At 64.4% G+C, this 25527-nt stretch carries 22 protein-coding genes and 1 tRNA gene; 13 read left to right on the forward strand and 10 right to left on the reverse strand.

The features are described from left to right. The first annotated feature begins 96 nt into the window (after positions 1 to 96). On the forward strand, positions 97 to 477 hold the full coding sequence (locus RPF88_RS27600; RefSeq protein ID WP_337123532.1) for a PTS glucitol/sorbitol transporter subunit IIA: 381 nt from the start codon (positions 97 to 99) through the stop codon (positions 475 to 477). Between the two features lie 56 nt (positions 478 to 533). Continuing rightward, positions 534 to 2513 (forward strand): phosphoenolpyruvate--protein phosphotransferase, encoded by a 1980-nt coding sequence (gene ptsP, locus RPF88_RS27605; protein WP_337123533.1) that lies wholly within the window; start codon positions 534 to 536, stop codon positions 2511 to 2513. Between the two features lie 14 nt (positions 2514 to 2527). On the opposite strand, the gene RPF88_RS27610 is transcribed toward ptsP, so the two are convergent. Continuing rightward, a complete protein-coding gene (locus RPF88_RS27610; protein ID WP_337123534.1) occupies positions 2528 to 3325 on the reverse strand; it encodes a hypothetical protein in 798 nt (265 codons plus the stop codon). Positions 3326 to 3480: 155 nt separating this feature from the next. Here RPF88_RS27610 and RPF88_RS27615 point away from each other — a divergent pair, with 155 nt between their 5' ends. After that, the gene (locus RPF88_RS27615) at positions 3481 to 4491 is read left to right on the forward strand and encodes a sugar-binding transcriptional regulator (protein WP_013529333.1); all 1011 of its coding nucleotides are present in this window, start codon (positions 3481 to 3483) and stop codon (positions 4489 to 4491) included. Here RPF88_RS27615 and RPF88_RS27620 read toward each other — a convergent pair. The 3 genes from RPF88_RS27620 to RPF88_RS27630 are packed head-to-tail and all read right to left on the reverse strand — an operon-like array spanning position 4478 to position 7651. Beyond that, positions 4478 to 5329 carry a TIGR01459 family HAD-type hydrolase gene (locus RPF88_RS27620; RefSeq protein ID WP_064993092.1) on the reverse strand — a complete coding sequence of 284 codons (852 nt, stop codon included), beginning with the start codon at positions 5327 to 5329 and terminating at the stop codon, positions 4478 to 4480. The two genes, RPF88_RS27615 and RPF88_RS27620, sit on opposite strands and share 14 nt — an antisense overlap. Then, the gene (locus RPF88_RS27625; RefSeq protein ID WP_027162935.1) at positions 5326 to 6600 is read right to left on the reverse strand and encodes an FGGY-family carbohydrate kinase; all 1275 of its coding nucleotides are present in this window, start codon (positions 6598 to 6600) and stop codon (positions 5326 to 5328) included. Before RPF88_RS27625 ends, RPF88_RS27620 begins: the two co-directional genes overlap by 4 nt. Before the next feature lie 7 nt (positions 6601 to 6607). Further along, on the reverse strand, positions 6608 to 7651 hold the full coding sequence (locus tag RPF88_RS27630; protein WP_027162934.1) for a class II aldolase/adducin family protein: 1044 nt from the start codon (positions 7649 to 7651) through the stop codon (positions 6608 to 6610). Between the two features lie 192 nt (positions 7652 to 7843). On the opposite strand from RPF88_RS27630, the gene RPF88_RS27635 reads away from it, so the two are divergent. The 8 genes from RPF88_RS27635 to RPF88_RS27670 all read left to right on the forward strand — a co-directional run bounded on the left by RPF88_RS27635 (position 7844) and on the right by RPF88_RS27670 (position 16301). Continuing rightward, entirely contained in the window at positions 7844 to 8620 is a 777-nt protein-coding gene (locus RPF88_RS27635) for a DeoR/GlpR family DNA-binding transcription regulator (RefSeq protein WP_013529337.1), read from the forward strand. Then, on the forward strand, positions 8617 to 9996 hold the full coding sequence (locus RPF88_RS27640) for a carbohydrate kinase (RefSeq protein ID WP_337123535.1): 1380 nt from the start codon (positions 8617 to 8619) through the stop codon (positions 9994 to 9996). The genes RPF88_RS27635 and RPF88_RS27640 overlap by 4 nt, the downstream gene beginning before the upstream one ends. After that, positions 9993 to 11537 carry a sugar ABC transporter ATP-binding protein gene (locus RPF88_RS27645; RefSeq protein WP_337123536.1) on the forward strand — a complete coding sequence of 515 codons (1545 nt, stop codon included), beginning with the start codon at positions 9993 to 9995 and terminating at the stop codon, positions 11535 to 11537. The genes RPF88_RS27640 and RPF88_RS27645 overlap by 4 nt, the downstream gene beginning before the upstream one ends. Further along, positions 11534 to 12532 carry an ABC transporter permease subunit gene (locus RPF88_RS27650; protein ID WP_027162931.1) on the forward strand — a complete coding sequence of 333 codons (999 nt, stop codon included), beginning with the start codon at positions 11534 to 11536 and terminating at the stop codon, positions 12530 to 12532. Before RPF88_RS27645 ends, RPF88_RS27650 begins: the two co-directional genes overlap by 4 nt. 76 nt (positions 12533 to 12608) lie before the next feature. Beyond that, a complete protein-coding gene (locus RPF88_RS27655; RefSeq protein ID WP_013529341.1) occupies positions 12609 to 13547 on the forward strand; it encodes an ABC transporter substrate-binding protein in 939 nt (312 codons plus the stop codon). A gap of 64 nt (positions 13548 to 13611) precedes the next feature. Then, entirely contained in the window at positions 13612 to 14505 is an 894-nt protein-coding gene (locus RPF88_RS27660; protein ID WP_063169118.1) for a sugar phosphate isomerase/epimerase family protein, read from the forward strand. Positions 14506 to 14844: 339 nt separating this feature from the next. Beyond that, a complete protein-coding gene (locus tag RPF88_RS27665) occupies positions 14845 to 15198 on the forward strand; it encodes a cupin domain-containing protein (protein WP_337123537.1) in 354 nt (117 codons plus the stop codon). 938 nt (positions 15199 to 16136) lie between these two features. Further along, positions 16137 to 16301, forward strand: a complete 165-nt coding sequence (locus RPF88_RS27670) for a hypothetical protein (protein WP_164745797.1) — start codon at positions 16137 to 16139, stop codon at positions 16299 to 16301. A gap of 149 nt (positions 16302 to 16450) precedes the next feature. Here RPF88_RS27670 and RPF88_RS27675 read toward each other — a convergent pair whose 3' ends face one another. From RPF88_RS27675 to RPF88_RS27685, 3 genes are all read right to left on the reverse strand, one after another. After that, positions 16451 to 18379, reverse strand: coding sequence for a hypothetical protein (locus RPF88_RS27675; protein WP_337123538.1), 1929 nt, complete (start codon positions 18377 to 18379; stop codon positions 16451 to 16453). 529 nt (positions 18380 to 18908) lie between these two features. Next, positions 18909 to 18985 (reverse strand) — tRNA-Arg (locus tag RPF88_RS27680). Positions 18986 to 19068: 83 nt separating this feature from the next. Beyond that, positions 19069 to 20232 carry a M20 aminoacylase family protein gene (locus RPF88_RS27685; RefSeq protein ID WP_337123539.1) on the reverse strand — a complete coding sequence of 388 codons (1164 nt, stop codon included), beginning with the start codon at positions 20230 to 20232 and terminating at the stop codon, positions 19069 to 19071. Positions 20233 to 20445: 213 nt separating this feature from the next. On the opposite strand from RPF88_RS27685, the gene RPF88_RS27690 reads away from it, so the two are divergent. Both RPF88_RS27690 and RPF88_RS27695 read left to right on the forward strand, forming a co-directional pair. Next, a complete protein-coding gene (locus tag RPF88_RS27690) occupies positions 20446 to 21609 on the forward strand; it encodes a D-alanyl-D-alanine carboxypeptidase family protein (protein WP_013529350.1) in 1164 nt (387 codons plus the stop codon). A 3-nt stretch (positions 21610 to 21612) separates the two neighbouring features. After that, positions 21613 to 22716 carry a CobW family GTP-binding protein gene (locus RPF88_RS27695; RefSeq protein WP_337123540.1) on the forward strand — a complete coding sequence of 368 codons (1104 nt, stop codon included), beginning with the start codon at positions 21613 to 21615 and terminating at the stop codon, positions 22714 to 22716. 10 nt (positions 22717 to 22726) lie between these two features. On the opposite strand, the gene RPF88_RS27700 is transcribed toward RPF88_RS27695, so the two are convergent. From RPF88_RS27700 to RPF88_RS27710, 3 genes are all read right to left on the reverse strand, one after another. Continuing rightward, on the reverse strand, positions 22727 to 22963 hold the full coding sequence (locus RPF88_RS27700) for a sulfurtransferase TusA family protein (protein WP_024503732.1): 237 nt from the start codon (positions 22961 to 22963) through the stop codon (positions 22727 to 22729). 8 nt (positions 22964 to 22971) lie between these two features. Next, positions 22972 to 24270 (reverse strand): murein L,D-transpeptidase family protein, encoded by a 1299-nt coding sequence (locus tag RPF88_RS27705; protein WP_337123541.1) that lies wholly within the window; start codon positions 24268 to 24270, stop codon positions 22972 to 22974. Between the two features lie 217 nt (positions 24271 to 24487). Then, positions 24488 to 25438 carry an acetyl-CoA carboxylase carboxyltransferase subunit alpha gene (locus RPF88_RS27710; RefSeq protein ID WP_063173172.1) on the reverse strand — a complete coding sequence of 317 codons (951 nt, stop codon included), beginning with the start codon at positions 25436 to 25438 and terminating at the stop codon, positions 24488 to 24490. Positions 25439 to 25527: the final 89 nt, after the last annotated feature.

Genomic DNA, 25527 nt, shown 5'->3' on the forward strand with positions numbered 1-25527 from the left:
AAAAGCGCACAATGCTTTCCCTTGGAAACTGCGTCAAAACAAAGCGATAGAGCGGTTCACCGCTCTAGGGAAAGTTGAGAAAATGAGGTTCGCCATATGACGGTTCTTTTGAGAACACGGGTCACTGCCATCGGCCCCGAAGTGGCGGACCTTGCCGAAGGGGGCGTGGTCATCCTGTTTGCGGATGGCTCGCCGCCGGAGCTTGCCGAGGTTTCGGTGCTCCACAAGGCGGAGCAGGGACCAAGTGACGGAGCGCCCGCCAAGGGCTCTTCGATCACCCTCGGCCCGGTTGCCGCTGTTATCACAGCGGTCGGCTCCAGCGCGTGGAGCAAGGTGCTGGAAATGGGTCATGTCGTCATTTCGTTCAACGGCGCTACCGAGGCCGAGAGACCGGGCGAGATCTGTGCGTCGCAAGTCGATCCGCAAGCGCTCGTGGCCGCCCTGAAGACCGGCGCGATCATCACCATCGCCGCCTGACAGCATTCGCGCCGCGGCCCATGTTGGGAGCGGCGCCCAAAACCAGAGTATTTGCCATGGAACGCTCGACCATCGTCAGAGTGCATGAAGGTTTGCACGCCCGTCCCGCGACGCGGTTCGTGAAGCTCGCCAAGGGCTTCGAATCCGACGTCGAACTGATCAAGGACGGCAAGGCGGTCAGCGCCAAGAGTTCGGTCAAGCTGATGCTGCTGGCGGTCAAGGAGAACCAGGAAGTCACGGTGCGGGCGAATGGCGCCGATGCCATCGAGGCGCTCGAGGCGCTGATCGGCTATCTCGAGAATCCGCGGGCCGGCCTCGATGATGAAGCGGAAGCGCAGAGCCCAGCCAACGATGCCGGGCAGGAAGCGGCACCCGCGCCGGGATCCGTGCCGGCGGCACCTGGCGGGGCAAACCGCTTGCGTGGCGTGGCCGCCAGCGAAGGTTTCGCCGTCGGCCCGGTCTTTGCGCATTTCCCACCCGATATCGCCGGACAGGGCCGCATGTTGCGGGCCGAGGAGATAAAAGGCGAGATCGACCGGTTCCGCACGGCTGTCGGCGCCGTCCAGGCCCGCATGGATCATGCGTTGGCGCAGGACAGCCTGTCGGCTGGAGACCGCGGCATCGTCGCCGCGCTGCGCGATATCGCCGCCGACGACAGCCTGACTGGTGAGGCCGAGGGCCTGATCAAGGGCGGCAACGACGCGGTTTCCGCCGTCATCACCGCCGCCTCCACCATTGCCGCCGAGTTCAGCGCCGTCGACGATCACTATCTCAACGCGCGGGCGGATGACGTTCATGCGGTCGGGCGGCAGATTTGCCTGGTGTTGCTGGGCCAAGACGATGTCAGCCTCGAAAACATCCCTGAAGGCGCTATCCTGATCGCCGACGACATCGGCGCCTGGGATCTGGCACGCGCGCCGCTGAAGCGTATCGGCGGCGTGGTGTGCGGCCATGGCGGCGCCACCTCGCACATCGCCATCATCGCGCGCTCGCACGGCATTCCGGCAGTGCTCGGCCTCGGTGACCAGGTCAATGCCTTGCGTACCGCGCGAGACGTCGCGCTCGACGGCAATGCCGGCCATGTGATCATCGACCCCGACGAGGCGACCCGTGCCGATTTCGCCGGCCGCGTCGAAGCGGCGGCAAAGGAGCGCGCCGGGCTGACCATCTTCAAGACGGTGACGCCGAAGCTCGCGGACGGCAGGATCATCGAGGTGGCGGCCAATATCGGCTCACTCGAGGAAATCGAAGCGGCGCAAGAGGCTGGTGCCATGGGCATCGGCCTGTTCCGCACCGAGCTTTTGTTCATGCGCCATATGCATCTGCCCTCGGAAGACATGCAGGCCGAGACCTATGCGGCGCTGGCCAAGGCTTTTGCGCCTTATCCGGTCATTGTGCGCACGCTCGACATCGGCGGTGACAAGCCGATTGCCGGCATCGAATTTCCCGACGAGGAAAACCCCTTCCTCGGCTGGCGCGGCATCCGCATGTGTCTCGACCGGCCCGACATCTTCAAGCGCCAGTTGCGGGCGCTGTTGCGCGCAGCCGTGCACGGCAACATCAAGGTGATGCTGCCGATGGTGTCCGACATCTCGGAGGTCAGGCAGACGCGCGTGCTGGTTGACGAATGCACGGCCGAGCTGAAAGCCGAAGGCGTGCCGCACGCATCATTCGATCTCGGCGTCATGATCGAAACCCCGGCCGCCGTGCTGATCGCCCCGGCGCTGGCCAAGGAGGTCGCTTTCTTCTCGATCGGCACCAACGATCTGACCCAGTACATCATGGCCGCCGACCGGCTCAATCCGACCGTCGCCAAGCTCAACGATGTCACCAATCCGGCCGTCATATCGGCGATCGAAATGACGGCAAAAGCCGGCGTCGCCGCCGGTATCATGGTCGGCATGTGCGGTGAGGCGGCCGGCCGTCCGGATCTGATTGCGACCTTCGTGAAGATGGGGCTGACCGAACTCTCGATGAGCCCGGCTTCCATCCAGCGCGCCAAGAAAGCGATCATGGCCATGGCCGCCGAAGGCTAGCCCAGGCCGGCTGACTACGGCAGATGGGCAAGCAAGGTGGCGAAGACCGGTGTCAGCTCAGCGATCGGGTTTGCCTTGGCGCAAGCCTGAACGATGCGATCGTGGCGAATATCCGCCGCCAGGATGGCGATCTCCAGCATATCCGGCTCCGGCGCGCCGTCCCTGCCGGTGGTCGCCAGGCCGCAGGCCAAAGCGAGCGGCGCCAGACAGCTTATGTCGAGCGCCCGGCCGCCCGTCGGCGTTCCCGGCTCGGTCTCGGCAAAGCGAACGGGACGCTGATTGAGGCACTCGACCAGCAGCGCCGAGCAGGTGGCCGCGATTGCCTGCAGTCCGGCACCCGGCGCGGCCAATGCGGCCAGGAGATCGCCATGCCGCTTGCGCATCGTGGCATGGACGGCCGCGAAATCGGCTTCGTGGATGCGGGCATTGTCGATGTTCAGGCCGGCAAGCACCGCTTTGGTCAGATAATACATATCGCGGCGGAACAGGCGCTCGGCGTCCAGTTGGCGATCCTCGTTGCCGACCGGGAAATAGGTGCCGAGGCCCTTCACCGTGGTGCCGTCCACCTTGATCGGGCGCTCATGCGGGACGAAAGCTTCGGCGATCGACAGTGCTTCGTCGACGGCACTCGCGGCATGGCTGAGCAGGCCTTCGATGCCCTTGCCTGGAAACGGTGGCAGATGGCTGGTTGCTTCGCGCAGGATACTGGCATGGCCGCTGCCGTCATGGCGGCTCTGGCGGATGATTTCGCGGACTTCCCGCAGCCGGTCCTTCAGATTGACGCGGACATCTTCGGAGATTTGTCGGAGCATCGCGGATCGCCTTGAAATTTGCTGCGGATAGCCGACCGGGCAGCCGCCACTCTCTACATTGTTCCTATCGATAGGTAGATCAATAGGCGATACTAGACCAGCATGCAGAATCGGCGGCGGCGCCCTCGTCCGTCGCCGCAGGGGGAGAGACAGACTTGGGCAGACGACGACAGGGCGAAAGCGAAGACGGTCGAGGCGAGGCAACCGAGCAGGTCGCCAGCGAAAGCCGGACGGATCGCCTCAGGATTCGCGCCGCCTGGATGTATTTCGTCGAACAGATGACGCAGAACGAGATCGCCGACGTGCTCGGCGTCGGTCGCGTCACCATCGTGCGCATGCTGGCGGATGCCCGGGCGCGCAACGAAGTGAAGATCACCATCGAGAGCGAATTGTCGGAAATCGTGCGGCTTGAGCGCGCATTGGAGAAGACGTTCGGGCTGCAGCAGGCGCTGGTGGCGCCGCTTTCGGCAGCCGATGCCGATCCCATACCAGCGATCAGCGCCAAGACCGGCAGCTTCCTGTCGGACACGATGAAGTCCGGCATGCGGGTCGGCGTCGGCTGGGGGCAGACGCTGTTCTCGAGCCTGCCTTTCATCAGCGCCAAGTCGCTCACCGACTTCAAGGTGATTTCGCTGCTTGGCGGTGTCGGCGTCGTGCGCCGGGTCAACCCAGCCGAGTTCGCCTGGCGCTTCGCTCAGATATTCCAGGGCGACGGCTATCTGATGCCGACACCAGCCGTGGTCGACAGCGTCGAGACCAAGATCGCCCTGATCGAGCGCTGCGGCCTGCAGGAGATTTTCGAAATGGCCGACGTGCTCGATGCCGTTCTGCTGAGCGTCGGCGGGATCGCCTCGGCCACCACCTTCTCTCGTGGTGGCTTCCTCAAGGAGGCGGATCGGGAGGCCCTGCTTGCGCGTGGCGCCGTGGGTGACCTCCTGTTCCATTTCTTCGACCGCAACGGCGATCTGGTCGACCATCCCGTCAACAGCCACGTGATGTCGGTGGATGTCGACCGTCTGCGCAAGGCGCCGATCCGCATCCTCACCTCCGGTGGCGAGGAGAAGACCGAAGCGCTGCTCGGCGCCATGACCCTCATCGCCCCAACCATCCTGATCACCGACGAGGAGAGCGCGCGGCGCATGCTGGAAGCGGTCAGCGGAAGCTGAAGCTGTCCATGATGTAGTCCGGCCAGGCCTGCTGTTCGTCGAAAACAGCGGCGAGATCCGGTGTGTCCGCCAGTATTCCGCTCAGCACCAGCGCGGTGGCGATGCCGGTGCTGTTTCCCCCCGATATGTCGTGTTCGACGCTGTCGCCGACGCAGACCACGGTGCCACGGTCCGGCTCGCCGGCCAGCGCCAGCGCGGCGTCGAAAATCGCGGTGTCGGGCTTGCCGATGCGGGTAACGCTGCCGCCCAGGCTTTCGTAGAGATCGGCCAACTGGCCGGCGCCGAAGCGAGGGCCAACGGCCGTCAGCATGATGATGTCGGGATTGGTGCAGAAACACGGCACCCGCCGCTCCGCCGCCGGCGCGAACAGCCTGCGATAATGGTCAAAGTCAAAGCGGTCACCCTCGCTGGCCGCGATCAGCACCAGCTCGGCCTCATCGCCGGACCCGGTCAGCGCAAATGGCAGGCCTTCGATCGCGGAGCGGTCATTGTCGCGGCTGATCAGCAGGCATTTTGTCCCCGGGCGCAGCTTTCCCGACGTCGCCATCTCCCCAAAGGATCGCCACGCCACCTCGCCGGAAGAAACGAAATGATCCCAGCTTCCCGGTTCGAAGCCGAGTTTCATGAGCCGGCTTTCATTGGGTTGAGCCCGCCTGCCGGAGTTCGAAACCAGCACCACGGTCTTGCCGGCGCGTTTCAGCGCCGATAGCGCTGCCACCGCGCCTGGATAGGGCCGCGTGCCGTCATGCAGCACGCCGAACTGGTCGAGCAGAAACACATTATAGCGCTCCGCCAGCGGCCCGAGGCCGTCGAGACGTTCGATCGTTTTCGCGCTCATAGGAGTCCTGCCCGGCTTGCACCCATCAGCGCCAGCCGCGCCGTGCCGGCGGCGGCCTCGTCGGAAAGCGCGGGCAGGAAATCGACGCCGAGCCTGCGACGCCGGATTGCCGTCCAGGCCGGGTTCGCTGCCCCGCCTCCGACGCTCCTGACCGATATCAGCGTGGGCGCGCCGAGTTCGGCAAGCCTGTCATAGCCGAGCGCTTCGATCGCGGCGATGCCTTCGAACATCGCTTTCAGATAATCGGCGTCGTCCGCCGGCCGCGGCGCAAGGCGAGGCGGCAGCGCCGGATCGGCGATCGGAAACCGTTCGCCAGTGGCGGGAAGCGGATAGTAATCGAGGCCGGTGCCCGTCTCCGGGTCGATTGTCGCGCTGAGTTCGATGATACGGGCGAGCGGAAAGTGCTGGGCCAGCACCTTGCCGCCCGAGTTCGAGGCACCGCCCGCCAGCCAGGCGTTGCCGAGCCGATGGCTGTATATGCCGAAGCGCGGCGCCGAAATCGGCCGGTCGGACAGGATCTTGATGGTCAGCGACGATCCCAGCGCAGTGACGCCGTCGCCGATCGCGGCAGCACCGGTCGCCAGGAACGAGGCGCAGCCATCCGTGGTGCCGGCGACGACGGCCACATCGCGCGGCAAGCCGAACAGTTCCCCGGCTTCCGCGGTGAGGGCGCCCGTGACCTCGCCCGGCACGACCACGCGCGGCAGCAACTCCATGCGCATTCCGGTCGCCGCGATCCATTCCGGCCAGCGGCGGGCCTCGACATCATAACCTGTCTTCAGGGCATTGTTCTCGTCGCTGACATCGAAGCGGCCGGAGAAGTTTCCGGCAATCCAGTCGGCCTGATGCAGCACCATTGCAATACCCGGCAGATGCTGGAAGCGCAGGGCCTTGGCGAGGCCGGATGTCGCTCCGTGCGCTGCACTTGCAGCCGGCGCGGTGCGGGCGATCGCGGCCAGGATGTCGTCGTCATCGACCTTGTCGTTGTACATCAGCGGTTCGGCCAGCGGCCGCCCGGCGGCGTCGACCGGCAGCAGCGTGCCGGAGGTGCCGTCGACGGCGATGGCGCGGACCGCCGTGCGGTCGATGCCGGAAAGCAGCTCCGTCAGCGCCGCCTTGACCGCTTGCCACCACGCCGTGGGGGCTCGGCCATCGCGGCCAAACCTGTCGAGTGGAACGGCCGAATGCCCGGCTATGGAAAAATCAGGGCGCATGGCGACGGCGCGCGCACCTGATGTGCCAATGTCGATGCCGATGACAAGTGGCATCATGTCCATGCTAGCCGCCAGCCGCGTTAAGTTTCTGGCGATACTGCTCGGCGTCCCAGTTGACCAGCTCGTCATTCTCGGAAGCGGTGAGATAGTTCAGCCGCGCGGCGATGTCGACACGCGCCGTCACGTCGGCGAGGCAGCGTTGCATGGCATCGGCGCCGGCACTGGCGTCGCCGCGCATCAGCACGCCTGCGCCGGGAAACAGGATCGCCGCAGGCGGCGTGCCCAGTCTCGCAACGACATCGGCCACGGCCTCGCCTGGCTTCGCCACGACGGAGCCCTGGCCGAGGAAGATGACGTGGTCCGGATAGAGGCTGCCGGCCTGCGCCATGCGGCGGCTCTCAGGGTCGAGCGCAACCGCATGCGCTTCGACATCGGCCGGCAATCTGTAGCCGCTGTCGCCGGCAAGCGCGGCCAAGGCGTCGAGGTCGGGTGCGGCGGTCGCGCGCGCCGGCCGGGCCAGCAATGACCTGATACGGCGCAGCAGAAGCTCCGCCCCGGCGACGGTTTCGGCAGCGACGACCAGCCCGTGATTGCCAAGGATCAGCACGTCGACACCAGGCCGCAGTTTTTCGGCAATGCCGCGTGCAAGCGGCAGGCCGGGCCGGAAATAGGGCACATAGGCCCATTCGATGCCATCGAGCCGCTTGGCGACCTCGGCCTCGCCATCGGCCTGCACGGCAAGCGAGATGGTGTCGACGCAATGGACATGCAGAACGACGCGCTGCGGCATCAAAGCGTGCACCGTGGTCTCGATCGATGGCCGCAGGCCGCGCGGGTTGAGCGCTGCAATGGTGAAACCCTGCGGCTGGTCGGCGGCGCGATCGCGCTGTTCGACGGCTTTCAGCAGCGGCGCCATCGCCACCGGCACCATGATGTCATCGACGAGCGCGTCTTTCAGCCAGGTGCCGGAGGCCTTGATCCACAGCGTGTCGCCGGCTTTCAGCGAGGTGTTGCCGCCTGCCGCCTGGGTGAGATGCGGGCTCCGCCCGATGCTGGCCGAAAGCGCCCGCAAGGCCGCCAGTTCCTGCGCGTCAGCTTGGGTCGCCATGGCGCTTTTCCTCCAACGGCTCGGCCGTGTCCTGCGCGAAATCCCGTTGCCGGGATCGAATTGGCGCTGATATCGCAGATACGAGTGATCTACGTCAATAGTGATCTACTGTCATCAAACACGCTTGCAATCCGACTAATGTTGAGTAAGTTACGCCAATTGCCATGGAAAATGGCATCCGGGAGGAAAGAATTGAGCGACTCCGGCCGCCAGCGTCAGATCGTCGAACTGTTGCGGGATCGTCCGTTCGCTTCGGTGCGCGAGTTGCAGGAGCGGCTTGGCGTTTCAGCCGCGACGGTCAGGCGCGATATCGACAGGATCGACGAGGCCGGCGAAGCGCGGAAGGTCTATGGCGGCATCTCGGCGCTCGACGGCGCTTCCCAGGCCGGTGTTGCCTACGCCAGGCCTTACGACGAGAACCGCGACCTTGCGGTCGAGGCCAAGCGGCAGATCGCCGCTCTCGCGGCGACCATGGTGCGCGACGGCGACGCCGTGATCGTGCATGGCGGCTCGACCTGCTTCCATCTGGGCGTCAAGCTCGCCGAGCGCAACATCCGCCTCTACACCAACTCGATGCCGCTGGCGGCCTATCTCAGCGACCACGGCCATTGCAGCCTGACGGTTGCGGGCGGTGATCTGCATCGCGAACCCGGCATCATCCATTCGCTCAGCCAGGCCGTGCCCTTCTATGCCTCCAAATTCTTTCTCGGCGCGCAAGGCCTTGGCCAGGAAGGCGTGATGGAATCGCACCCGCTGCTGGTACGCTCGATCGTCGATCTCAGCCTTTGCGCCGACCAGATCGTGGTGCTGGCCGACAGCCGCAAACTGTCGATCCACGCGCGCAACGTCGCGCTGCCGCTTTCCCGCATCGGCACGCTGGTCACCGACGACGGTCTCTCCGACGCCGATGCGCGCATGCTGGAAGACGCCGGCGTCATGGTGCGGATAGCCTCGGGAGCCATCCAGTGAAGGTGGCTGTCCTCGATTTCGGCAAGACCAATTCGAAGCTGTTCGTCTTCGGCCAGGACGGGCGGATCATCGACGAGCGCCGGACACAGCCGAAATGGGTGCGCCAAGGCGTCTTCAGCGTGCTCGACGAGGCGGCGCTCCACCATTGGGCGCTCAGCGCCGTTGCCGATGCGGTCGACCGTCATGGTGTGGAAGGGGTCATGGTGTCGGGCCATGGCTGCACCTTTGCCTTGGTCGACGAAGCGGCGCTGACGCATCCGATCCTCGATTACGAGCAAGAGCCGCCGGCCGAGATTGCCGCGCGGATCGATCGCCGCATTCCGGACTTTTCCGAGACCTTTTCGCCGCGGCTGCCGCTCGGCTTCAACTACGGCCGCCACATGCTGTGGCTGCAGGAGGTCGATCCCGACGCGTTCGCTACGTCGAAATCGATCCTCGGCTATCCGCAATACTGGAGCTGGCGCCTTGGCGGGCGGGCGGTCTCGGAAGTGTCCTATCTCGGCTGCCATTCGCATCTGTGGGCGCCGCGGAGCCAGGACTTTTCCTCGCTGGTCGACGCGCAGGGCTGGCGTGGCCGGATGCGTGGCTTCGAGCGCGCCGGCACCGTTATCGGCGAGCACCGCCTCGGCGCTGCGGCGCGACCGATCGCCATCCACAACGGCGTCCATGATTCGAATGCGGCGCTCTATGCCTATCGCCGGCAGGAGCTTGGCCCGGTCACCGTCGTTTCGACCGGCACCTGGGTCGTCGTGCTCAATCCGGATTGCCCGCTCGACGCACTCGACCGGGATCGCGACATGCTGGTCAATGTCGATGTCGGCGGCGGCCCGGTGCCGACCATTCGCTTCATGGGCGGGCGCGAATTCGCAACCATCAGCGGCGGCTGGCAAGGCGAGATCGCCCGTCCGGTGGTGCAGCGGGTGATCGATGCCGGCATCATGGCGCTGCCGAGCTTCGCGCCAGGCGGGCCGATGCCCAGTCAGTCCGGCCGGCTGGTGGGGCGCACGCCCGATGCCGAGGAACGCGCGGCGGCGGCGCTGCTCTACGTCGCGCTGATGGTCGATCTGTCGCTCGACCTCATCCATTCGAACAACACGGTGATCGTCGATGGCGGGCTGAACACAGGCGGTGTGTTGGCCGGACTGCTGGCGCAGTTGCGTCCCGGCCAGGCTTTCCTGCAGGGCGCCACGCTGGAGGGCAGCGCCACGGGTGCAGCGGCGCTCGCCTTCGAGGGCGTCGGGCGCGAATTCGCCGCCGAAGTTCCAGAGCCGGTGCACGCGTCGCGTTTCACCGGGTTGGCAGGCTATCGCAGCAACTGGCGTGACGCCACGATGGACCAAGGCGTCGCCGGTGCGGCAGTGGGAGGTGCGCGATGAGTGCGATTGCCCAGGCCGAGACGGCGCGCCAGCCGGTGCTGGAGATGCGGCACATCTCCAAGACGTTCGGCGCGATCCGTGCCTTGCACGATGTCTCGCTCAGCGTCCATGCCGGGGAGCTGCACGCCTTGATGGGCGAGAACGGCGCCGGCAAGTCGACATTGATGAAAGTGCTTTCAGGCGCCTATCGGCCGGATGCCGGCGGCGAGATCCTGATCGACGGCATGCCGGCTGCGACCGGCGATCCGATCAAGGCGCGCGCCAGCGGCGTCGCGGTGATCTATCAGGAGCTGTCGCTGGCGCCCAATCTGATGGTGGCGCAGAACATCTTCCTCGGCAACGAGCCGCGACGCTTCGGCATCGTCGATCGCGACCAGTGCACCCGGCGCGCCAGCGAGATCATCAAGCGGCTCGGCGTTTCCTTTTCGGCCCGCGACATGGTCTCCAGCCTGTCGCTCGGCGAGCGCCAGCTGGTCGAGATCGCCCGCGCGCTATCGACCAATGCGCGCATCATCGTCATGGACGAGCCGACCACGTCGCTGACCTCGCGCGAGACCGACCGGCTGTTCGAGGTCATCGCGACGCTGAAATCGCAAGGCATCGCCATCATCTACATCAGCCACCGCATGGAAGAGGTCTACCAGCTTGCCGACCGCGTCAGCGTGCTGCGCGACAGCGGTTATGTCGGCACGCTCGAGCGTGCCGACCTCAGTGCCTCGCGCCTCGTCTCGATGATGGTCGGCCGCGATTTGTCGGCTTTCTACAAGAAGGATCATCGGCCGCCGGATGAAAAGCGCGCGGTGGCGCTCTCGGTGCGCGCCATGTCCGACGGCCGTCTCCTGAAAAACTGTTCGTTCGACCTGCACAAGGGCGAGGTGCTGGCGCTGGCGGGTCTGGTCGGTTCCGGCCGCACAGAGCTTGCGCGGCTGATCTTCGGCGCCGACAGGCACATTTCAGGCACGCTGGAACTCGACGGCAAACCTGTAACCATCGGCTCGCCGCGCGAGGCGCTCGATGCCGGCATCGCCTATCTGACCGAGGACCGCAAGGAACTCGGCCTGTTCCTCGACATGTCGATCTCCGACAATATCAGCATGGGCGTGCTGGCGCGGGATTCGCGCGCCGGCGGCTTGCGCGACTTCGCGGCCGCCGAAAGGCGTGCTTCCAAGGCCGTTGCCGATCTCTCCATCCGCACCAGTTCGGTGCAGGCCAATGCCGGCTCGCTGTCGGGCGGCAACCAGCAGAAGGTGCTGCTCGCCCGCCTGCTCGAGACCGAGCCGAAGGTCGTCATCCTCGACGAGCCGACCCGCGGCGTCGATGTCGGAGCGAAATCGGAAATCTACCGGCTGATCGACAATCTCGCCAAGCAGGGCATCGCCATCCTGATGATCTCCAGCGAACTGCCCGAGGTGATCGGCGTCGCCGATCGCGTGCTGGTGATGCGCGACGGAAAGATATCGGGCGAGGTGACGGCATCGCAAGGCGAACCGCTGAGCCAGGAGGAAATCATGGAACTTGCAACGGGAGCGGCTCAGCAATGACCGACAAGGCGACCGAGATCAGCGCGGGCGGCCAGGCGACCGGCACGAGCCGACGGTTGCGCACGGCTTTCGCTGCCCTTGGCATGCTGCCGGTGCTGATCCTGCTGGCGGCCGGCTTCCAGTTCCTGAACCCGCGCTTCCTGACCGAGACCAACCTGTTGATCGTCACCCAGCAGTCGTCGATCAACATCGTGCTGGCGGCCGGCATGACCTTCGTCATCCTCACCGGCGGTATCGACCTGTCCGTCGGCGCCATCCTCGCCGCATCGGCGATGGTGGCGGTGATCGTATCGCTGGTGCCGGACTGGGGTTTGCTCGGCGTGCCGGCGGCCATTCTGGTCGGCCTCGGCTTCGGCCTCATCAACGGGCTGCTCATCGCCTACATCAAGCTGCCGCCCTTCATCGTCACGCTGGGTTCGCTGACCGCGGTGCGCGGTGTCGCCCGCCTGCTCGGCCAGGACACCACGGTGTTCAATTCGGACCTGCCGTTCGATTTCATCGGCAACGGTTCGCTGTTCGGCATCCCGTGGCTGGTCATCATCGCACTGTCGGTGGTGGTGCTGTCCTGGCTGGTGCTCAAGCGCACCGTGCTCGGCACCTGGATCTACGCCGTCGGCGGCAATGCCGAAGCGGCGCGGCTGACCGGTATCAAGGTGCCGCTGGTGCTGCTCTTCGTCTATGGCGTTTCCGGCCTGCTGGCCGGCCTCGGCGGCGCCATGTCGGCGGCCCGGCTCTACGCCGCCAACGGCTTGCAGCTGGGCCAGTCCTACGAACTCGACGCCATTGCCGCGGTCATTCTCGGCGGCACCAGCTTCGTCGGCGGCGTCGGCTCGATCTGGGGAACGCTGATCGGCGGCCTGATCATCGCGGTGCTCTCCAACGGGCTCATCTTGGCCGGTGTCTCGGACATCTGGCAGTACATCATCAAGGGATTGGTCATCATCGTGGCGGTCGCCCTCGACCGCTACAGGCTCCAGGCAGGAGCAAGAACGTGATTGACCTTAGTCGCCGGCGTCAACGACCGGTTTGTGTAACGCACCGTGAGAGGCGCGGGGCAATCGGAGGAAAGCAATGAAGACCATCGCCAAACTGCTCTGCGGCGTCGCACTCGCGTCGCTCGCCATCGCGCCTGCTTCGGCCAAGGACCTCAACAAGGTCGGTATCTCGGTCGGCCTACTCGGCAATCCCTTCTTCGTCGCCACCATCAAGGGCATCGAGGACGCGGCCAAGAAGATCAACCCGAAAGTCGAGGTGACCTCGGTATCGGCCGACTATGACCTCAACAAGCAGGTCTCGCAGGTCGATTCGTTCATCGCCGCCGGTGTCGACGTGATCATGCTCAATGCCGTCGACGCCAAGGCGATCGCGCCGGCGGTGAAGAAGGCACAGGCCGCGGGTATCGTCGTTGCCGCCTTCGACGTTTCGGCGCCGGGCGCCGACGTCACCGTGATGACCAACAACGTCAAGGCCGGCGAAGAGGCCTGCCAGTACCTGGTCGACCACACCGGCGGCAAGGGCGACTACGTCATCCTCAACGGACCGGCATCGTCGTCGATCCTGGAGCGGGTGAAGGGCTGCAAGAACGTGCTTTCGCAGCATCCCGACATCAAGATCCTCTCCGACGACCAGAATGCCGAAGGCTCGCGCGACGGCGGCCTGAAGGTGTTCCAGTCGCTGCTCACCCGCTTCGACAAGATCGATGCGGTGTTTGCCATCAATGACCCGACGGCGATCGGCGCCCAGCTCGCGGCCAAGCAGCTCAACCGTTCGGAGTTCATCTTCACCGCCGTCGACGGCGCGCCCGATATCGAGAAGGAACTCTCTTCCGGCACCTCGATGATCAAGGCCTCGGCCTCGCAGGATCCCTATGTGATGGCCGGCCAGTCACTGACGATGGCGGCCGAACTGCTGGCCGGCAAGAAGCCGGCGGAGCCGACCGTTCTGCTCGACCCGAAGCTGATCACGGCCGAGAACCTGAAGGACTACAAGGGCTGGACCGCAGCCCGCTAAATTCTTCCCAAGGCCGGTGCGGCCGGGATGACCCGGCCGCACCTTGTCAGCACCGGAGACGATGATGTCGCGTATTGGAATCCATTCTTTCGTCTGGTCGGCGAGCTCGGCTCAGGCCGATCTGGAGCGCACGCTGGCCAACACCAGGGAGGCCGGCTTCGATCTCATCGAATTCTCCTATCTCGACCCCGCCGATGTCGACATCGGCGGGCTCGCCAGGCGCATCGCCGATCTTGGCCTCGGCGTCGCGATCAGCATCGGATTGCCTGTTGATGGCGATATTTCGAGCGCCGACAGGGCGATTGCCGCGCGCGGCGTCGAAATCCTCAACGATACCATCGCGCTGACGCGTGACCTCGGAGGTCGGAAGGTCGCCGGCATTCTCTCGACCAGCCACGGATTGCAGGTCGAGGCGCCGACGCGCGATCAATGGCAGCGCAGTGCCGGCACGCTGGCCAAGGTTGCCGAAACAGCCAAGGCGGCCGGCGTCACGCTCAACCTCGAGATCGTCAACCGCTTCGAAAGCAATCTGCTCAACACCGCCGCGCAAGGACTGGCTTTCATCGAGGACACTGGCTCGGACAACATCTTCCTGCATCTCGACACGTTCCACATGAACATCGAGGAGGCCGATGTCGGGCTGGCCATCCATCAAGCCGCGGACAAGATCGGCTATGTCCATATCGGCGAAAGCCATCGCGGCTTCCTCGGCACCGGCAATATCGATTTCGCCGCGATCTTCGATGCGCTGACGGCGATCGGCTACAGCGACGATCTCAGCTTCGAATCCTTCTCTTCGGAAATCGTCGATGAGCACCTGTCGAAGAAGACCGCCATCTGGCGCAATCTGTGGACGGACAACATGGCGCTGGCCAAGCACGCGCGCGCCTTCATCGGGCTCGGGCTGGAGACGGCAAGGCGCAAGGCGGAACTCGTTTCGGCGCGCCACAAACCCTGACCCGCCCTTCGAGAGCCGAAGGGCGCGGCGTGCGCCGCATGGCAGGGCTCTGACTTCAAATCAACAAACGGCCTCGTGGCAGCCAGTGCTGGCAGCTTTTGCGCCGCCAGCTTTTTTCGCGATAGGAATTTTTTCTTGACTCGGTGACCTCAGCTACGGTACATTTTTGCCTATGGTGCTGATTTGCGCCAGTGACCCGCCGCACAGGCGGGTTTTTGTTTGATGCACCGTCAGCCAAGGTGCCGGCCGTATGGCGGCGGCATTGCTCGCGGCAGGTGCATCGGTTATCTGACCGGCCAGGCAAACAGCGCCACGCAATCCCCAAACGGAGTTCAGCACATGACACGCGAGACAATCCTCAAATTCGGCACCGTCGAACACGCGGACGCAGGCGATCTGGCTGGCTGGATCGTCGTCGAGGGCAGGCCGACCATGCAAACCGCCGTCCAGCACACGACCGAGGACGGCAAGGTGCTGTCGGGCACCTGGCGGGCGACGCCCGGCACCTATCACGCCACCTTTACCGACTACGAGTTCGTGCACATGATCGCCGGCCGCATCATCATCACGCCGGACGGCGGCACGCCGGTCGAGGTCGGCCCCGGCGATGCCTTCGTCGTGGAAGCGGATTTCAAGGGAACCTGGAAGATCATCGAGCCGGTGACGAAGCATTTTGTCGTGCGGGTCGGCTGAAGCGGGGTGATCCGTCTGGCCGCGCCATCGCGGCGAGTGCTCAAGCGAAGCTTTTTCGTGCCTCCGGGGGCCTTTTGGAGGCCGTCCCACCCGACATCGCCTGGGTGTCGCCGATGGCTCGGAGGAGGTGCGCTGACCTGGGCGCGGTAAGCGTATTCGCTGATCTCTGCATTCGCCGGGGCCTCGGCCAGGCCACTCCTCGGACTCCGGTCATTGGGTCATGAAGGCGTCTGTGGCGTCATCCAGACGGTCGGCCTCGGCATGAATGATACGGCACTCGCCAGCCAAGCGATCTCTCATCGGTGCTTACCGGCCAAGTATCCTTGATACACCGGATTGATCCCCTAGTTCTTTCGGGGGCGCGGCAATCGCGAGGTTGCCTCGGGGGCAGCGGCGGTTCGCGCCGTTCTGACTGCACGCCGCGGAAAGACGGTTGGACCGACGCATCCATGGAGGTCGTCGTGCGTCAATCGCGTGGATTCACCTGTGCGTATTTCGTCTTAGCTTGCTCGATCGCGGCAGTTTGCGCAGGAGCTGCAACCGGTGGTCAGCAAGGCGGAGGGCATGGCAACGGCGGCCATGGTTCTGGTGGCCATGGTGGCGGCGGAGGTCATGACGCCGGCGGCAACCAGGGCGGCTCGCAAAAAGGGACTGGCGATGACCCCGGCGGCTCCAGTTCGTCGGCGGACGACGGGGAGACCAGCACAAGCGGCACTACGACAGCCCCGGGGACTGTAGGTTCGGCCACCGCTACTGCTGTTGCGTCCGCAAGGGGCGGACAGTCGCTCGACCTCCCGGCCGCTCTCCAGCCTCCCGGCGACAGCAAGACTCAATCAACAGTCAGCCGAACCGAGGCGCTGCCGGGCGTCCCGGATAAAGTCGTTCGGGCCTGCCATGATGCCATCGAGTCGGCCGCCGCTCCGTTGGGGGCGACCAGCGTGCGCGTCACCAGCGCGGGCTTCGTACATCAGTTGAGTCGGGCGACGATCTCGGCCCCCATCGAGGTCAGCATCGACTATGCGCGGCAAGGCAGCGTGGAAACGCGGCAGGCGGCGATCCAATGCGAATTGGACGCGACAGGCAGCGTGATCGGCCTGACATAGCGCACCGCGCAGAACACCTCGCTGATGAAGCAGGGTGAATTCGAGAGGGCATTCATCTTTGGCCGAAATGGCAGCAGGCCTCGGGTGCGTTACGAAGGGGTGCGGGGCATCAAAAATGGCCTTCCACGGAAGGGACCGGCAGTCGGAAATCACTGCGGTGTCACGTGTCTTGGCAAGAGCGAATAAGGAAGTGTGATCGAACGCACCCGGGTCATCCGCGAAGGGTTGCGAACCTTGCCAATCTTCTTGCTGACGGCCTTCACCTGGCTGGCTGCCGCGCGGCCAGAACGCGGCTTCAGGGGCGGTTCGATCTGCGCGCTGCGGCGCTCGGTCCTGAGCCTGTCGTTGTCCCCGCGCGCCGCAGCCAAGTCGCGGGCAAGAGAAACAGTGGCCTCGCGTTGCTCGTCCAGAGCCTCCTGAAGCTTAGCGACACGCACCAAAATAGCTTGGGCGGCGGCTTCGCGCTCGATGCGTGCTCTGTCGAGATCCTCACGATTCATGACGGCTGTAGTACGTTCCCGTGCCAGGGCCTGTGCCGTCTCGGTTGCGGCCTGCTCGGCACGCTCTTTCGCTGAGACTGCCTTGGCTCGCTCCAGTTCAGCCGCCTGGCGCTCGATGCGAGCTTCTTTCAGCTCCTCAACGGCCGCTGCTGCTGCAGCGCGTTCTCGTGCGAGCGTTCGCTCCGTGTCAGCTGCGGTCCGCTCCACTTGTCGCCTCGCTGTGACCGCGTCGGTCTGTTCCTGCTCAGCCGCAGCCGTACGCTTCATGAGTGCGGCATTGGCCAGTTTCGCTTCGGCGAGATCGCCACGAAGCAGATCCGCTTTCCGGCGCTCGTCGTCGAGTATGCCGCTCGCCTGCGCCAGTGAAGCCTTGGCCGTGGCGCGATCCTTGGCGGCCTCGGTCTCAAGCTGTTCAATTTGGACGCGCGCTTGCGATAAATCGCGCGCCTGCCTTTGGGCTTGCTCCTGCTCGAGATGAGCAGCGGGCATCTCCTTAAGGACATAGCTGGCGCCCTCGCTCAGCATCGTGCCGGCCTCTCCCGCAATGCGCCGCAACGCGTCAAGGGTGCGGGCTGCCGCGAGTTCATTGCGCAACCGCTCCTCGCGCGCGTCATCGGCAGCTGCCATGCTTGCCCTCAGCGTGTGGATCTGCTTGCTCGCCTCGAAGAGCGCTCCCTGCAGAGCGGCGCTCCTGGCACGCTCGCCTTCCGCCGCCCGGTGCTCCTGGTCGGCCAATTGTCTTGCAGCGGCAGCCTGAGCACGATCCGTCCCGGCTTGCGCCTGGTTAGCCGTGAGATCCGGGCCAAGCAATTCGGCACTCGCCTGAAGTCCCAGCGGGCGCGAAAGGTCTCGATGGGCCTGATCTTGGGTTTGCGAGATGGCGGAAGCGCTTTCGACCCAGATTTGTCTCGTCATCGCATAGCCAATCGGCGCGGCCAGACAAATGGCGGCGAGACCCAAGCGCGATACAAGAACGATCGGCCTGCGAACGACAGGGTTTGAGGCAGGCGCCATGGCCGGGTCGGGATCTCTCAACTGAGCTGTGAAATTCAAACCGCGATCCGCAGCATAGGCCAACGGAGCAATTTTTGGCGGTGAAGCCTTATGGCGCAACTGGTTCCATGCCGACCCGCAAATCCGCTTCCCACGTTCCGCGATCGCGCTGATGGATGCTGCAAGCCGGCCAGACTGCACTCTGTTCGGTGCAGGAGCACCGGTCTCGACCACTGACGAGCACCCGCTGGGTTCGGATGTCGCGGCGAAATGTTCGATTCGCACTCCGAACCGAGAGTAGTTGGTATTTTGAGCCCGAACATCCAGGCCGACCGCATGCAAAGGGTTGGCAGCCTTGGAAGAAGCAGGCCCGGCGACAAGTCCGGCCGGGCTTTCCCATTCCCAAGAAGCCTCGTCGGCGAAACCGGATCTGCCTTCGTCAAACGCTGCAAGGCGGCGCCGTCGCACCGCGGCAAGGATACGCCGGAGCACAAGATAGACGCCCACCGATGCAAGCGTCACCACTGCGCTCAGAATGGCCAGATTTACGTCGTTTGCATACATTTCGGCAAGATAATTTGGCATTGCCGTGCCCGTGCGTTCTGGGTGTATTGCCAAGTTCATAAAGCGATGTCTGGTCATTCGCCTTGGTATTCGCCAAGCCTTACCGCTCTCGGAGCGTCGCTTTCTTCGGGATCCTTCTGGTCCTTGCGAATTGTTGCGGATGGCGGGGCGCCGGTCGCGTGCCGATAGATCGCCGCAGTTGATATTCCGTAGCGGGCAATGGCCGACCAAGGACGCATGCAGGGCTCTGAAACGCCGGTTTGCGCCTCTGCATAGCAACCTCGCGAGAGTTCGCCGGTGCGGACAATTCGCCATTTCCGGGCTTAGGACTGTCCATCATGAACTTTAAGCTAGGTCACAGCGCACCACGGTCAACCATCAGCTCCTAATGATCCTGCAGGCAGCCTTCGGCCAGACGAAAGGGCCATTGTAGTGCCCGCTCTTCGTAGCGAAGCTGATCGTTCCTTGTTCGGTGATGCATTCCCGCCGAGATTAGAATTCGTCGTACTGTTTCAAGTACGACGTCAATTTGCTAAGCTGATGAAAAGCATGGTGATCCCGACAGGAATCGAACCTGTGACCTACAGATTAGGAATCTGCCGCTCTATCCTACTGAGCTACGGGACCACGCGGCCAGACACATAGCCGCTTCGGATCGTTTCGCCAAGAGGCCGGCCGAAGGCAATTCGGCCGGCTTTGCGCTGCCGCTGTCAGGCGGCCAGCGCGGTTTCAGCCAGTTTCACCCAGTAGCTCATGCCGTGCGGGATGACCTCGTCATTGAAATCGTAGGCCGGGTGGTGCAGACCGGCGGTGTCGCCATTGCCGATGAAGATGAAGGCGCCGGGGCGGGCTTCGAGCATGTAGGAGAAATCCTCGCCGCCCATCACCGGCTGGATGCCGCGGTGGACATGGGCGTCGCCGGCGACACTCATCGCGACGTCACCGGCAAACACCGTCTCTTCCGCGTGGTTGAAGGTCACGGGGTAATTCGCCTGGTAGTCGACCTCGATCCTGGCCCCGAACGCGGTCGCCAGCCCGTCGCAAATGCTGCGGATGCGCTCTTCGGACTTCTTGGCGATTTCTTTTCGCAAGGTGCGCACGGTGCCGGCGATTTCGGCGGTTTCGGGAATGATGTTGTAGGCATCGCCGGCGTGGAACTTGGTCACCGACACCACCACGGCCTCGACCGGATCGGTGCTGCGCGAGGCGATCGTCTGCAAGGCGCCGACCAGTTGGCTGGTGATGACGATCGGGTCGATCGTGCCGTGCGGCATCGCCGCGTGGCCGCCCTTGCCGTGCACGGTGATGGTGAATTCGGCGGTCGCCGCCATGATCGGGCCCGGGCGAATGGCGAACTGTCCGACAGGCAGGCCCGGCATGTTGTGCATGCCGAACACCCTGGAGATGTCGAAACGCTCCATCATGCCGTCCTTGACCATCTCGTTGCCGCCGCCGCCGCCCTCTTCGGCCGGCTGGAAGATCACCGCCACCGAACCGGTGAAGTTGCGCGTCTCGGCGAGGTATTTGGCCGCACCCAGCAGCATCGCCGTGTGGCCGTCATGGCCGCAGGCATGCATCTTGCCGGGGATGGTCGAGGCGTAGGGCTTTCCTGATATCTCGTTGAGCGGCAGCGCGTCCATGTCGGCGCGCAGGCCGATGGTGGGACCTTCGCCCTGGCGGCCGCGGATGATGCCGACCACGCCGGTCTTGCCGAGCCCGGTGACCACATCGTCGCAGCCGAAGGCCTTCAGCTTTTCGGTGACGAAGGCGGCGGTCTTGAAGACGTCGAAGTTCAGTTCTGGCGTCTGGTGCAGATTCTGGCGCCAGCCGGCAACTTCGTCCTGCATTTCGGCGGCACGGTTCAGGATTGGCATGATGGTTCCATCTCGCTGTTGGGACGGCGGGTGTTGGCCGCTGCCTTGCAATTGTGATCGCCAGGCACTTTGCCATCTTGGCGTCACATAGAGTAAATAGCACCGCAACAATGGGGTCCGGTTTTTGAGGGTCGGACCATATGCTGGCGATCGCGTAATGAAATCTTACGGAGCCAGGGGCGACTACGGCAAGAGGCGATTTCGGATTTGATCATGCGGTACAGGCATTTCCTCAAACTATTCTCGGCTGGCACAATCGCGCTGTCGGTTGTGGCCGGGCCGGCGCTGGCCAATCCAGTGGTCGTGTTCGACCTCGGTAGCGGCAAGATCCTGCAGCATCAGGATGCGTTCAAGCGCTGGTATCCGGCGTCGCTGAGCAAGCTGATGACCGCTTACGTCACCTTTCGGGCGATCGCGGCCGGCGAGGTGCAGCTCGATTCGCCGATCAAGGTGACCAAACACTCCGCCGCCGAGCCGCCAAGCAAGATGGGCTTCAAGCCGGGCTCGGTGATGCGGCTCGACAATGCGCTGAAGATGATGCTGGTCAAATCGGCCAACGACATTGCCATGGCTGTCGGCGAAAATGTCGGCGGTTCGCAGGCGGCCTTTGCCGACCGGATGAACGCCGAGGCGACCCGGCTCGGCATGAACGGCACGCATTTCGTCAATCCGAACGGGCTCTATTCGCCGGATCAGTACACGACGGCGCGCGACCTCGCCGTGCTGGTGATGGCGATCCGCCGCGAATTTCCGCAATATGTGCCGTGGTTCTCGATCGAGGGCCTTGCCGTCGGCAAGAAGGCGATCCCCAACTACAATCTCTTGATCGGCCGCTATCCCGGCGCCGATGGCATGAAGACCGGCTTTGTCTGCCCCTCCGGCTTCAACATGATCGGTTCGGCGACGCGCAACGGGCGCACGCTGGTCGCGGTTGTGCTTGGCGAGAAGTCGGCGGTCACCCGCGCCGAGACGGCGGCAAAACTGCTCGATCAGGGGTTCGACACGCCTGTCGCCGGCTCGGCCACCGTCACCACGCTGGCGCCCTATGGCGACACGGTCTCACCCAACGACATGCAGGACGAGGTCTGCAAGAAGAAGACGCCGCAGGAGCAGTCCGAGGCGCCGCCGGCCGCCGCCAAGAACGTGCCGAAATCACCCTATCAGGAAAAGCTCGACCATGTGCCGACGCTGGTTGCCGTCGGCCTTGGCGGCGCCACCGGTCCGGCGCCGAAGGCCATCCTCGACCAGGGCGCGCAGGAATTTGCCGATGTGCCGATCCCGAGCTGGCGGCCCGACAGGCCGGCACCGGCCGGCACCGGCCCGAAGATTGCCGGCTCCGCCGCGCAGGGCGACCAGCCGGTCAAGGTTGCGAACTAGCCAATGGGCAGCGGCTTCCCGATCCCAGTCTCGGTGCTGACCGGCTTCCTCGGCGCCGGCAAGACGACGCTGCTCAACCGGCTGCTCAAGGATCCGGCGCTGGCCGACACGGCGGTGATCATCAACGAGTTCGGCGAGGTGGCGATCGACCATTTGCTGGTCGAGCAGTCTTCCGACGGCATCATCCAGCTGTCGGACGGCTGCCTGTGCTGCACGGTGCGCGGCGAACTGGTCGATACGCTGGCCGACCTGGTCGACCGGCTGCAGACCGGCCGCATTGCCCGGCTCGCCCGCGTCATCGTCGAAACCACCGGCCTTGCCGACCCGGCGCCGGTGCTGCAGTCGATCATGGCGCATCCGGCGCTGATCCAGGCCTTCCGGCTCGACGGCGTCATCACTTTGGTCGATGCCGTCAATGGCAACGCCACGCTCGATGCCCATGTCGAGGCGGTCAAGCAGGTTGCCGTCGCCGACCGCATCGTGCTCAGCAAAGCCGATCTGGCCACCGACCCCAATGAGCTGGAAATGCTGCGGGCGCGCCTGCGGCAGATCAATCCGGGCGCCGAACTGCTCGATGCCGACGACACGGAGACAGGCGTGGCGGCGCTGTTTGATTGCGGCCTCTACAACCCGGCAACCAAATCCGCCGACGTGCGGCGCTGGCTTGGCGAGGAAGCGGCGCACGATCATCACCATCATGCTGGTCATGATCACGAGCATGACCACGGCCATCGTCACGATCAGCGCGTGCGCTCCTATTCGCTGGTGCATGACGGCCCGGTGCCGTTTTCGGCGATCGAGATGTTCCTCGACCTGCTGCGTTCGACCCATGGCGAGCGCCTGCTGCGCATGAAGGGCGTCATCGAGCTCAGGGAAGACCCGTCGCGGCCGCTGGTGATCCATGGCGTGCAGAAGATCCTGCATCCGCCGGTGCAATTGCCGTCCTGGCCGGATGGCCAGCGTGGCACGCGGCTGGTGCTGATCACGCTCGACATGCCGGAAGATTATATCCGCAGGCTGTTCGCCGCCTTCACCGACCGGCCGTCGGTTGACACGCCCGACCGCGCGGCGCTGGAAAACAATCCGCTGGCGATCGCCGGGCGGTAGCCCCCAACGATTACGGCGCGCCGCGCTCGACCAGGAAGCGATGGCCGCCGGAGACCGCGGCCGTTTCAATCAACTGGTGGCCGCTCTCGGAGCAGAATGCCGGAATGTCGATGACGGCGAGCGGGTCGGTGGTCTCCAACCAGAGCCGACTGCCCGGTTGCATCCCCGCCAGGCGCTTCTTGGCCTTGAGCACGGGCAAGGGGCAGTTCAGCCCCTTGAGGTCATAAATAGCGGCGCGATCAGCCACGGGCGATATCAACCGCCGAACATGCCGAGCAGCTTGTTCTTCAGCTTCGTCACGCGACTCTCGTCGGCACTCGCCGCTTGCGTTTCAGCCATTGGCGCCGTTTCCGAAGGAGCCGCGATGGTCGCGGTGGCGACTGGGGCCTCCTTGGCGGCCTTCTCGGCCTCCTCTTCGGCCAGAGCCTGGGCCTTGGCGGCTTCCTTGGCTTGCTTGGCCGCCTCAATGGCAGCCAGCCTCTGCTCCTCGGCCTTCTGCTTGGCAGCTTTTTCGGCATCAAGAGCCGCCATCTTGCGGCCGGCGGGCGAATCGATGCGGCCCATGCGTGCCGTCTCGGTGACCGAGCCGTCATTGTTGAGCGACGGCGGATCGATCGGTACGCGTTCGCCGCGTGCGCGGCGCTTGGACCAGTCGGAGACGATGCTGGCTTCCTTGATACCGGCGATGGTCGGCTTGGGCGCCGGCACGCTGGCCTTGACCGCGCCGCTGAACGCCGCGTCATAGGTGCTCATGTAGGAATTGTAGGCGCTCTTCAGCGAATCAGGCTGCGTCGTCGCCGGGCAGGCGCCAGTCGGATCGAATGTCTGACCGTCGGCGGCTACCTGATTGAAGACATAACGCTTCTCGCAGACATCGACCTTCGGCGGCACCTTGGTGATCTCGAAATTGTCGTAGCCGACCTTGAGCATCTTCCAGAAGTCGTAATTCGGGTCGTTGCGGTAGCGCGCCATGTTGGCGGCGGTCATGCGGAACGGAAACGCCTGGATCTGGAACTCGGTCTGGCCGCCCTGGAAGGCGTCGCGGCCGAAGGCATAGATCTGCTCGATCTGCGCATCGGTCATCGAATAGCAGCCCGACGACGAACAGGCGCCGTGCACCATCAAATTGGAGCCGGTGCGGCCGTTGGCGCGGTCATAGGCGTTGGGATAGCCGATGTTGAAGGACAGATGGTAGTTCGAGCGCGGATTCATCTGCGCCGGGCGCACCGTGTAGAAGCCTTCCGGCGCCTGGCGGTCGCCTTCGGTGTATTTCGGCCCGAGCTTGCCCGACCATTTGCAGATGTCGTAGCTGGCAACCATGTCATAGCGGCCGTTGGTCTTGGCCTTCCAGATCTCGAGCTTGCCTTCTTCCTTGAAGATGCGGGCCATCACCGACGAGGTGCGGACCATGCCCTTGGCCCTCATGTCGGCGAGGATCTTGTCGGGCAGCGGCTTGTTGGCCTCCGGGGCAAAATCCTTCATCGACGAATTGTTGCAGCCGGCAACGCCGAGGGCAGCGATCAGGATTCCGGTGCGGGCAAGCTTGACAAACATGGCTACGGATATCGTCTTTTCTCTGGCGCCAGGACGTTTCCTGCCCCGGCTGCTACACTGCGCATCGACGGACCCTAAGCCCGTTAACCCTAATAAATTCCTTACCGCAAGTGCCGACGCATCCCCCTGCGGCAGTCTCATTGAGCCGAATGCAGCGGCATTTTTGTGGCAAAAATGCTCCGCTTCGCCACATTGTTGCGGCCAAGGGTGCCTGTGGTCAGAGACTGCGGCCCATGGCCAGGTATTTTTCGCGGCGCTGTTCGCGGAAATCGGTGTTGGCGCCGGCGAAGTCCTTCATCGTCCTGGCGATGAGGTCTCCGGTCGCGGCGATCACGGTTTCGGCGCCGCGATGCGCACCGCCGAGCGGCTCGGGGATGATGGCGTCGATGATCTTCAGTTCCAGAAGATCCTGCGCGGTGATCTTCATGTTGGTCGCCGCGTCCTTCGATCGTGTCGTGTCGCGCCACAGGATCGAGGCGGCACCTTCCGGCGAAATCACCGAATAGATGGCGTGTTCGAGCATGTAGACGCGGTTGGCGGTGGCGATGGCAATGGCGCCGCCCGAACCGCCTTCGCCGATGACCACCGAGATCGACGGTACTTTCAGGCCAAGACAGGTCGAGGTTGAACGGGCGATAGCCTCCGCCTGGCCGCGCTCCTCGGCGTTGACTCCGGGATAGGCGCCGGCCGTGTCGACCAGCGTCAGGAGCGGGATCTTGAAGCGGTCGGCCAGTTCCATCAGCCGTACCGCCTTGCGGTAGCCCTCCGGCCGAACCGAGCCGAAATTGTGCTTCAGGCGGCTGGCTGTGTCGGAACCTTTTTCCTGGCCGATGATGGCAATGGGTTCGCCGCGGAAACGGGCGAAACCGCCGACGATCGCCTGGTCCTCACCGAAATTGCGGTCGCCGGCCAGCGGCGTGAAATCGGTGAACAGGCCCTTGATGTAGTCGACGCAATGCGGCCTGTCGGGATGGCGCGCCACCTGCACCTTCTGCCAAGGCGTCAGCGCCTTGTAGGCATCGCGCAATGCGTCGCGGGAGCGCTTCTCGAGACGGCTGATCTCGTCGCCGACATCGACCGCCTCGCCATTCTCGGCAAGCTTCTTCAGCTCGAGGATCTTGCCCTCGAGGTCCTGCACCGGCTTTTCGAAATCGAGGTAATTATACATGCGTGAGCGGACCGATACGTCGGAAGGCAGTGGCTGACGGAACCCTTGAATCCAAGGCTCCGGGCGGTGAAATGTCGTCCTCACATAGC

Origin of the sequence: Mesorhizobium sp. ISC11 (assembly GCF_037162595.1) — a bacterium.
GTDB lineage: Bacteria > Pseudomonadota > Alphaproteobacteria > Rhizobiales > Rhizobiaceae > Mesorhizobium > Mesorhizobium ciceri.

What these genes read in the sequence shown, in the direction of transcription:
- RPF88_RS27600 (WP_337123532.1), top strand. Translation starts at nt 97, where the DNA reads ATGACGGTTCTTTTGAGAACACGGGTCACTGCCATCGGCCCCGAAGTG.
- ptsP (WP_337123533.1), top strand. Translation starts at nt 534, where the DNA reads ATGGAACGCTCGACCATCGTCAGAGTGCATGAAGGTTTGCACGCCCGT.
- RPF88_RS27610 (WP_337123534.1), bottom strand. Translation starts at nt 3,325, where the DNA reads ATGCTCCGACAAATCTCCGAAGATGTCCGCGTCAATCTGAAGGACCGG.
- RPF88_RS27620 (WP_064993092.1), bottom strand. Translation starts at nt 5,329, where the DNA reads ATGAGCGCGAAAACGATCGAACGTCTCGACGGCCTCGGGCCGCTGGCG.
- RPF88_RS27625 (WP_027162935.1), bottom strand. Translation starts at nt 6,600, where the DNA reads ATGATGCCACTTGTCATCGGCATCGACATTGGCACATCAGGTGCGCGC.
- RPF88_RS27630 (WP_027162934.1), bottom strand. Translation starts at nt 7,651, where the DNA reads ATGGCGACCCAAGCTGACGCGCAGGAACTGGCGGCCTTGCGGGCGCTT.
- RPF88_RS27645 (WP_337123536.1), top strand. Translation starts at nt 9,993, where the DNA reads ATGAGTGCGATTGCCCAGGCCGAGACGGCGCGCCAGCCGGTGCTGGAG.
- RPF88_RS27650 (WP_027162931.1), top strand. Translation starts at nt 11,534, where the DNA reads ATGACCGACAAGGCGACCGAGATCAGCGCGGGCGGCCAGGCGACCGGC.
- RPF88_RS27655 (WP_013529341.1), top strand. Translation starts at nt 12,609, where the DNA reads ATGAAGACCATCGCCAAACTGCTCTGCGGCGTCGCACTCGCGTCGCTC.
- RPF88_RS27660 (WP_063169118.1), top strand. Translation starts at nt 13,612, where the DNA reads ATGTCGCGTATTGGAATCCATTCTTTCGTCTGGTCGGCGAGCTCGGCT.
- RPF88_RS27665 (WP_337123537.1), top strand. Translation starts at nt 14,845, where the DNA reads ATGACACGCGAGACAATCCTCAAATTCGGCACCGTCGAACACGCGGAC.
- RPF88_RS27675 (WP_337123538.1), bottom strand. Translation starts at nt 18,379, where the DNA reads ATGCCAAATTATCTTGCCGAAATGTATGCAAACGACGTAAATCTGGCC.
- RPF88_RS27685 (WP_337123539.1), bottom strand. Translation starts at nt 20,232, where the DNA reads ATGCCAATCCTGAACCGTGCCGCCGAAATGCAGGACGAAGTTGCCGGC.
- RPF88_RS27690 (WP_013529350.1), top strand. Translation starts at nt 20,446, where the DNA reads ATGCGGTACAGGCATTTCCTCAAACTATTCTCGGCTGGCACAATCGCG.
- RPF88_RS27695 (WP_337123540.1), top strand. Translation starts at nt 21,613, where the DNA reads ATGGGCAGCGGCTTCCCGATCCCAGTCTCGGTGCTGACCGGCTTCCTC.
- RPF88_RS27705 (WP_337123541.1), bottom strand. Translation starts at nt 24,270, where the DNA reads ATGTTTGTCAAGCTTGCCCGCACCGGAATCCTGATCGCTGCCCTCGGC.
- RPF88_RS27710 (WP_063173172.1), bottom strand. Translation starts at nt 25,438, where the DNA reads ATGTATAATTACCTCGATTTCGAAAAGCCGGTGCAGGACCTCGAGGGC.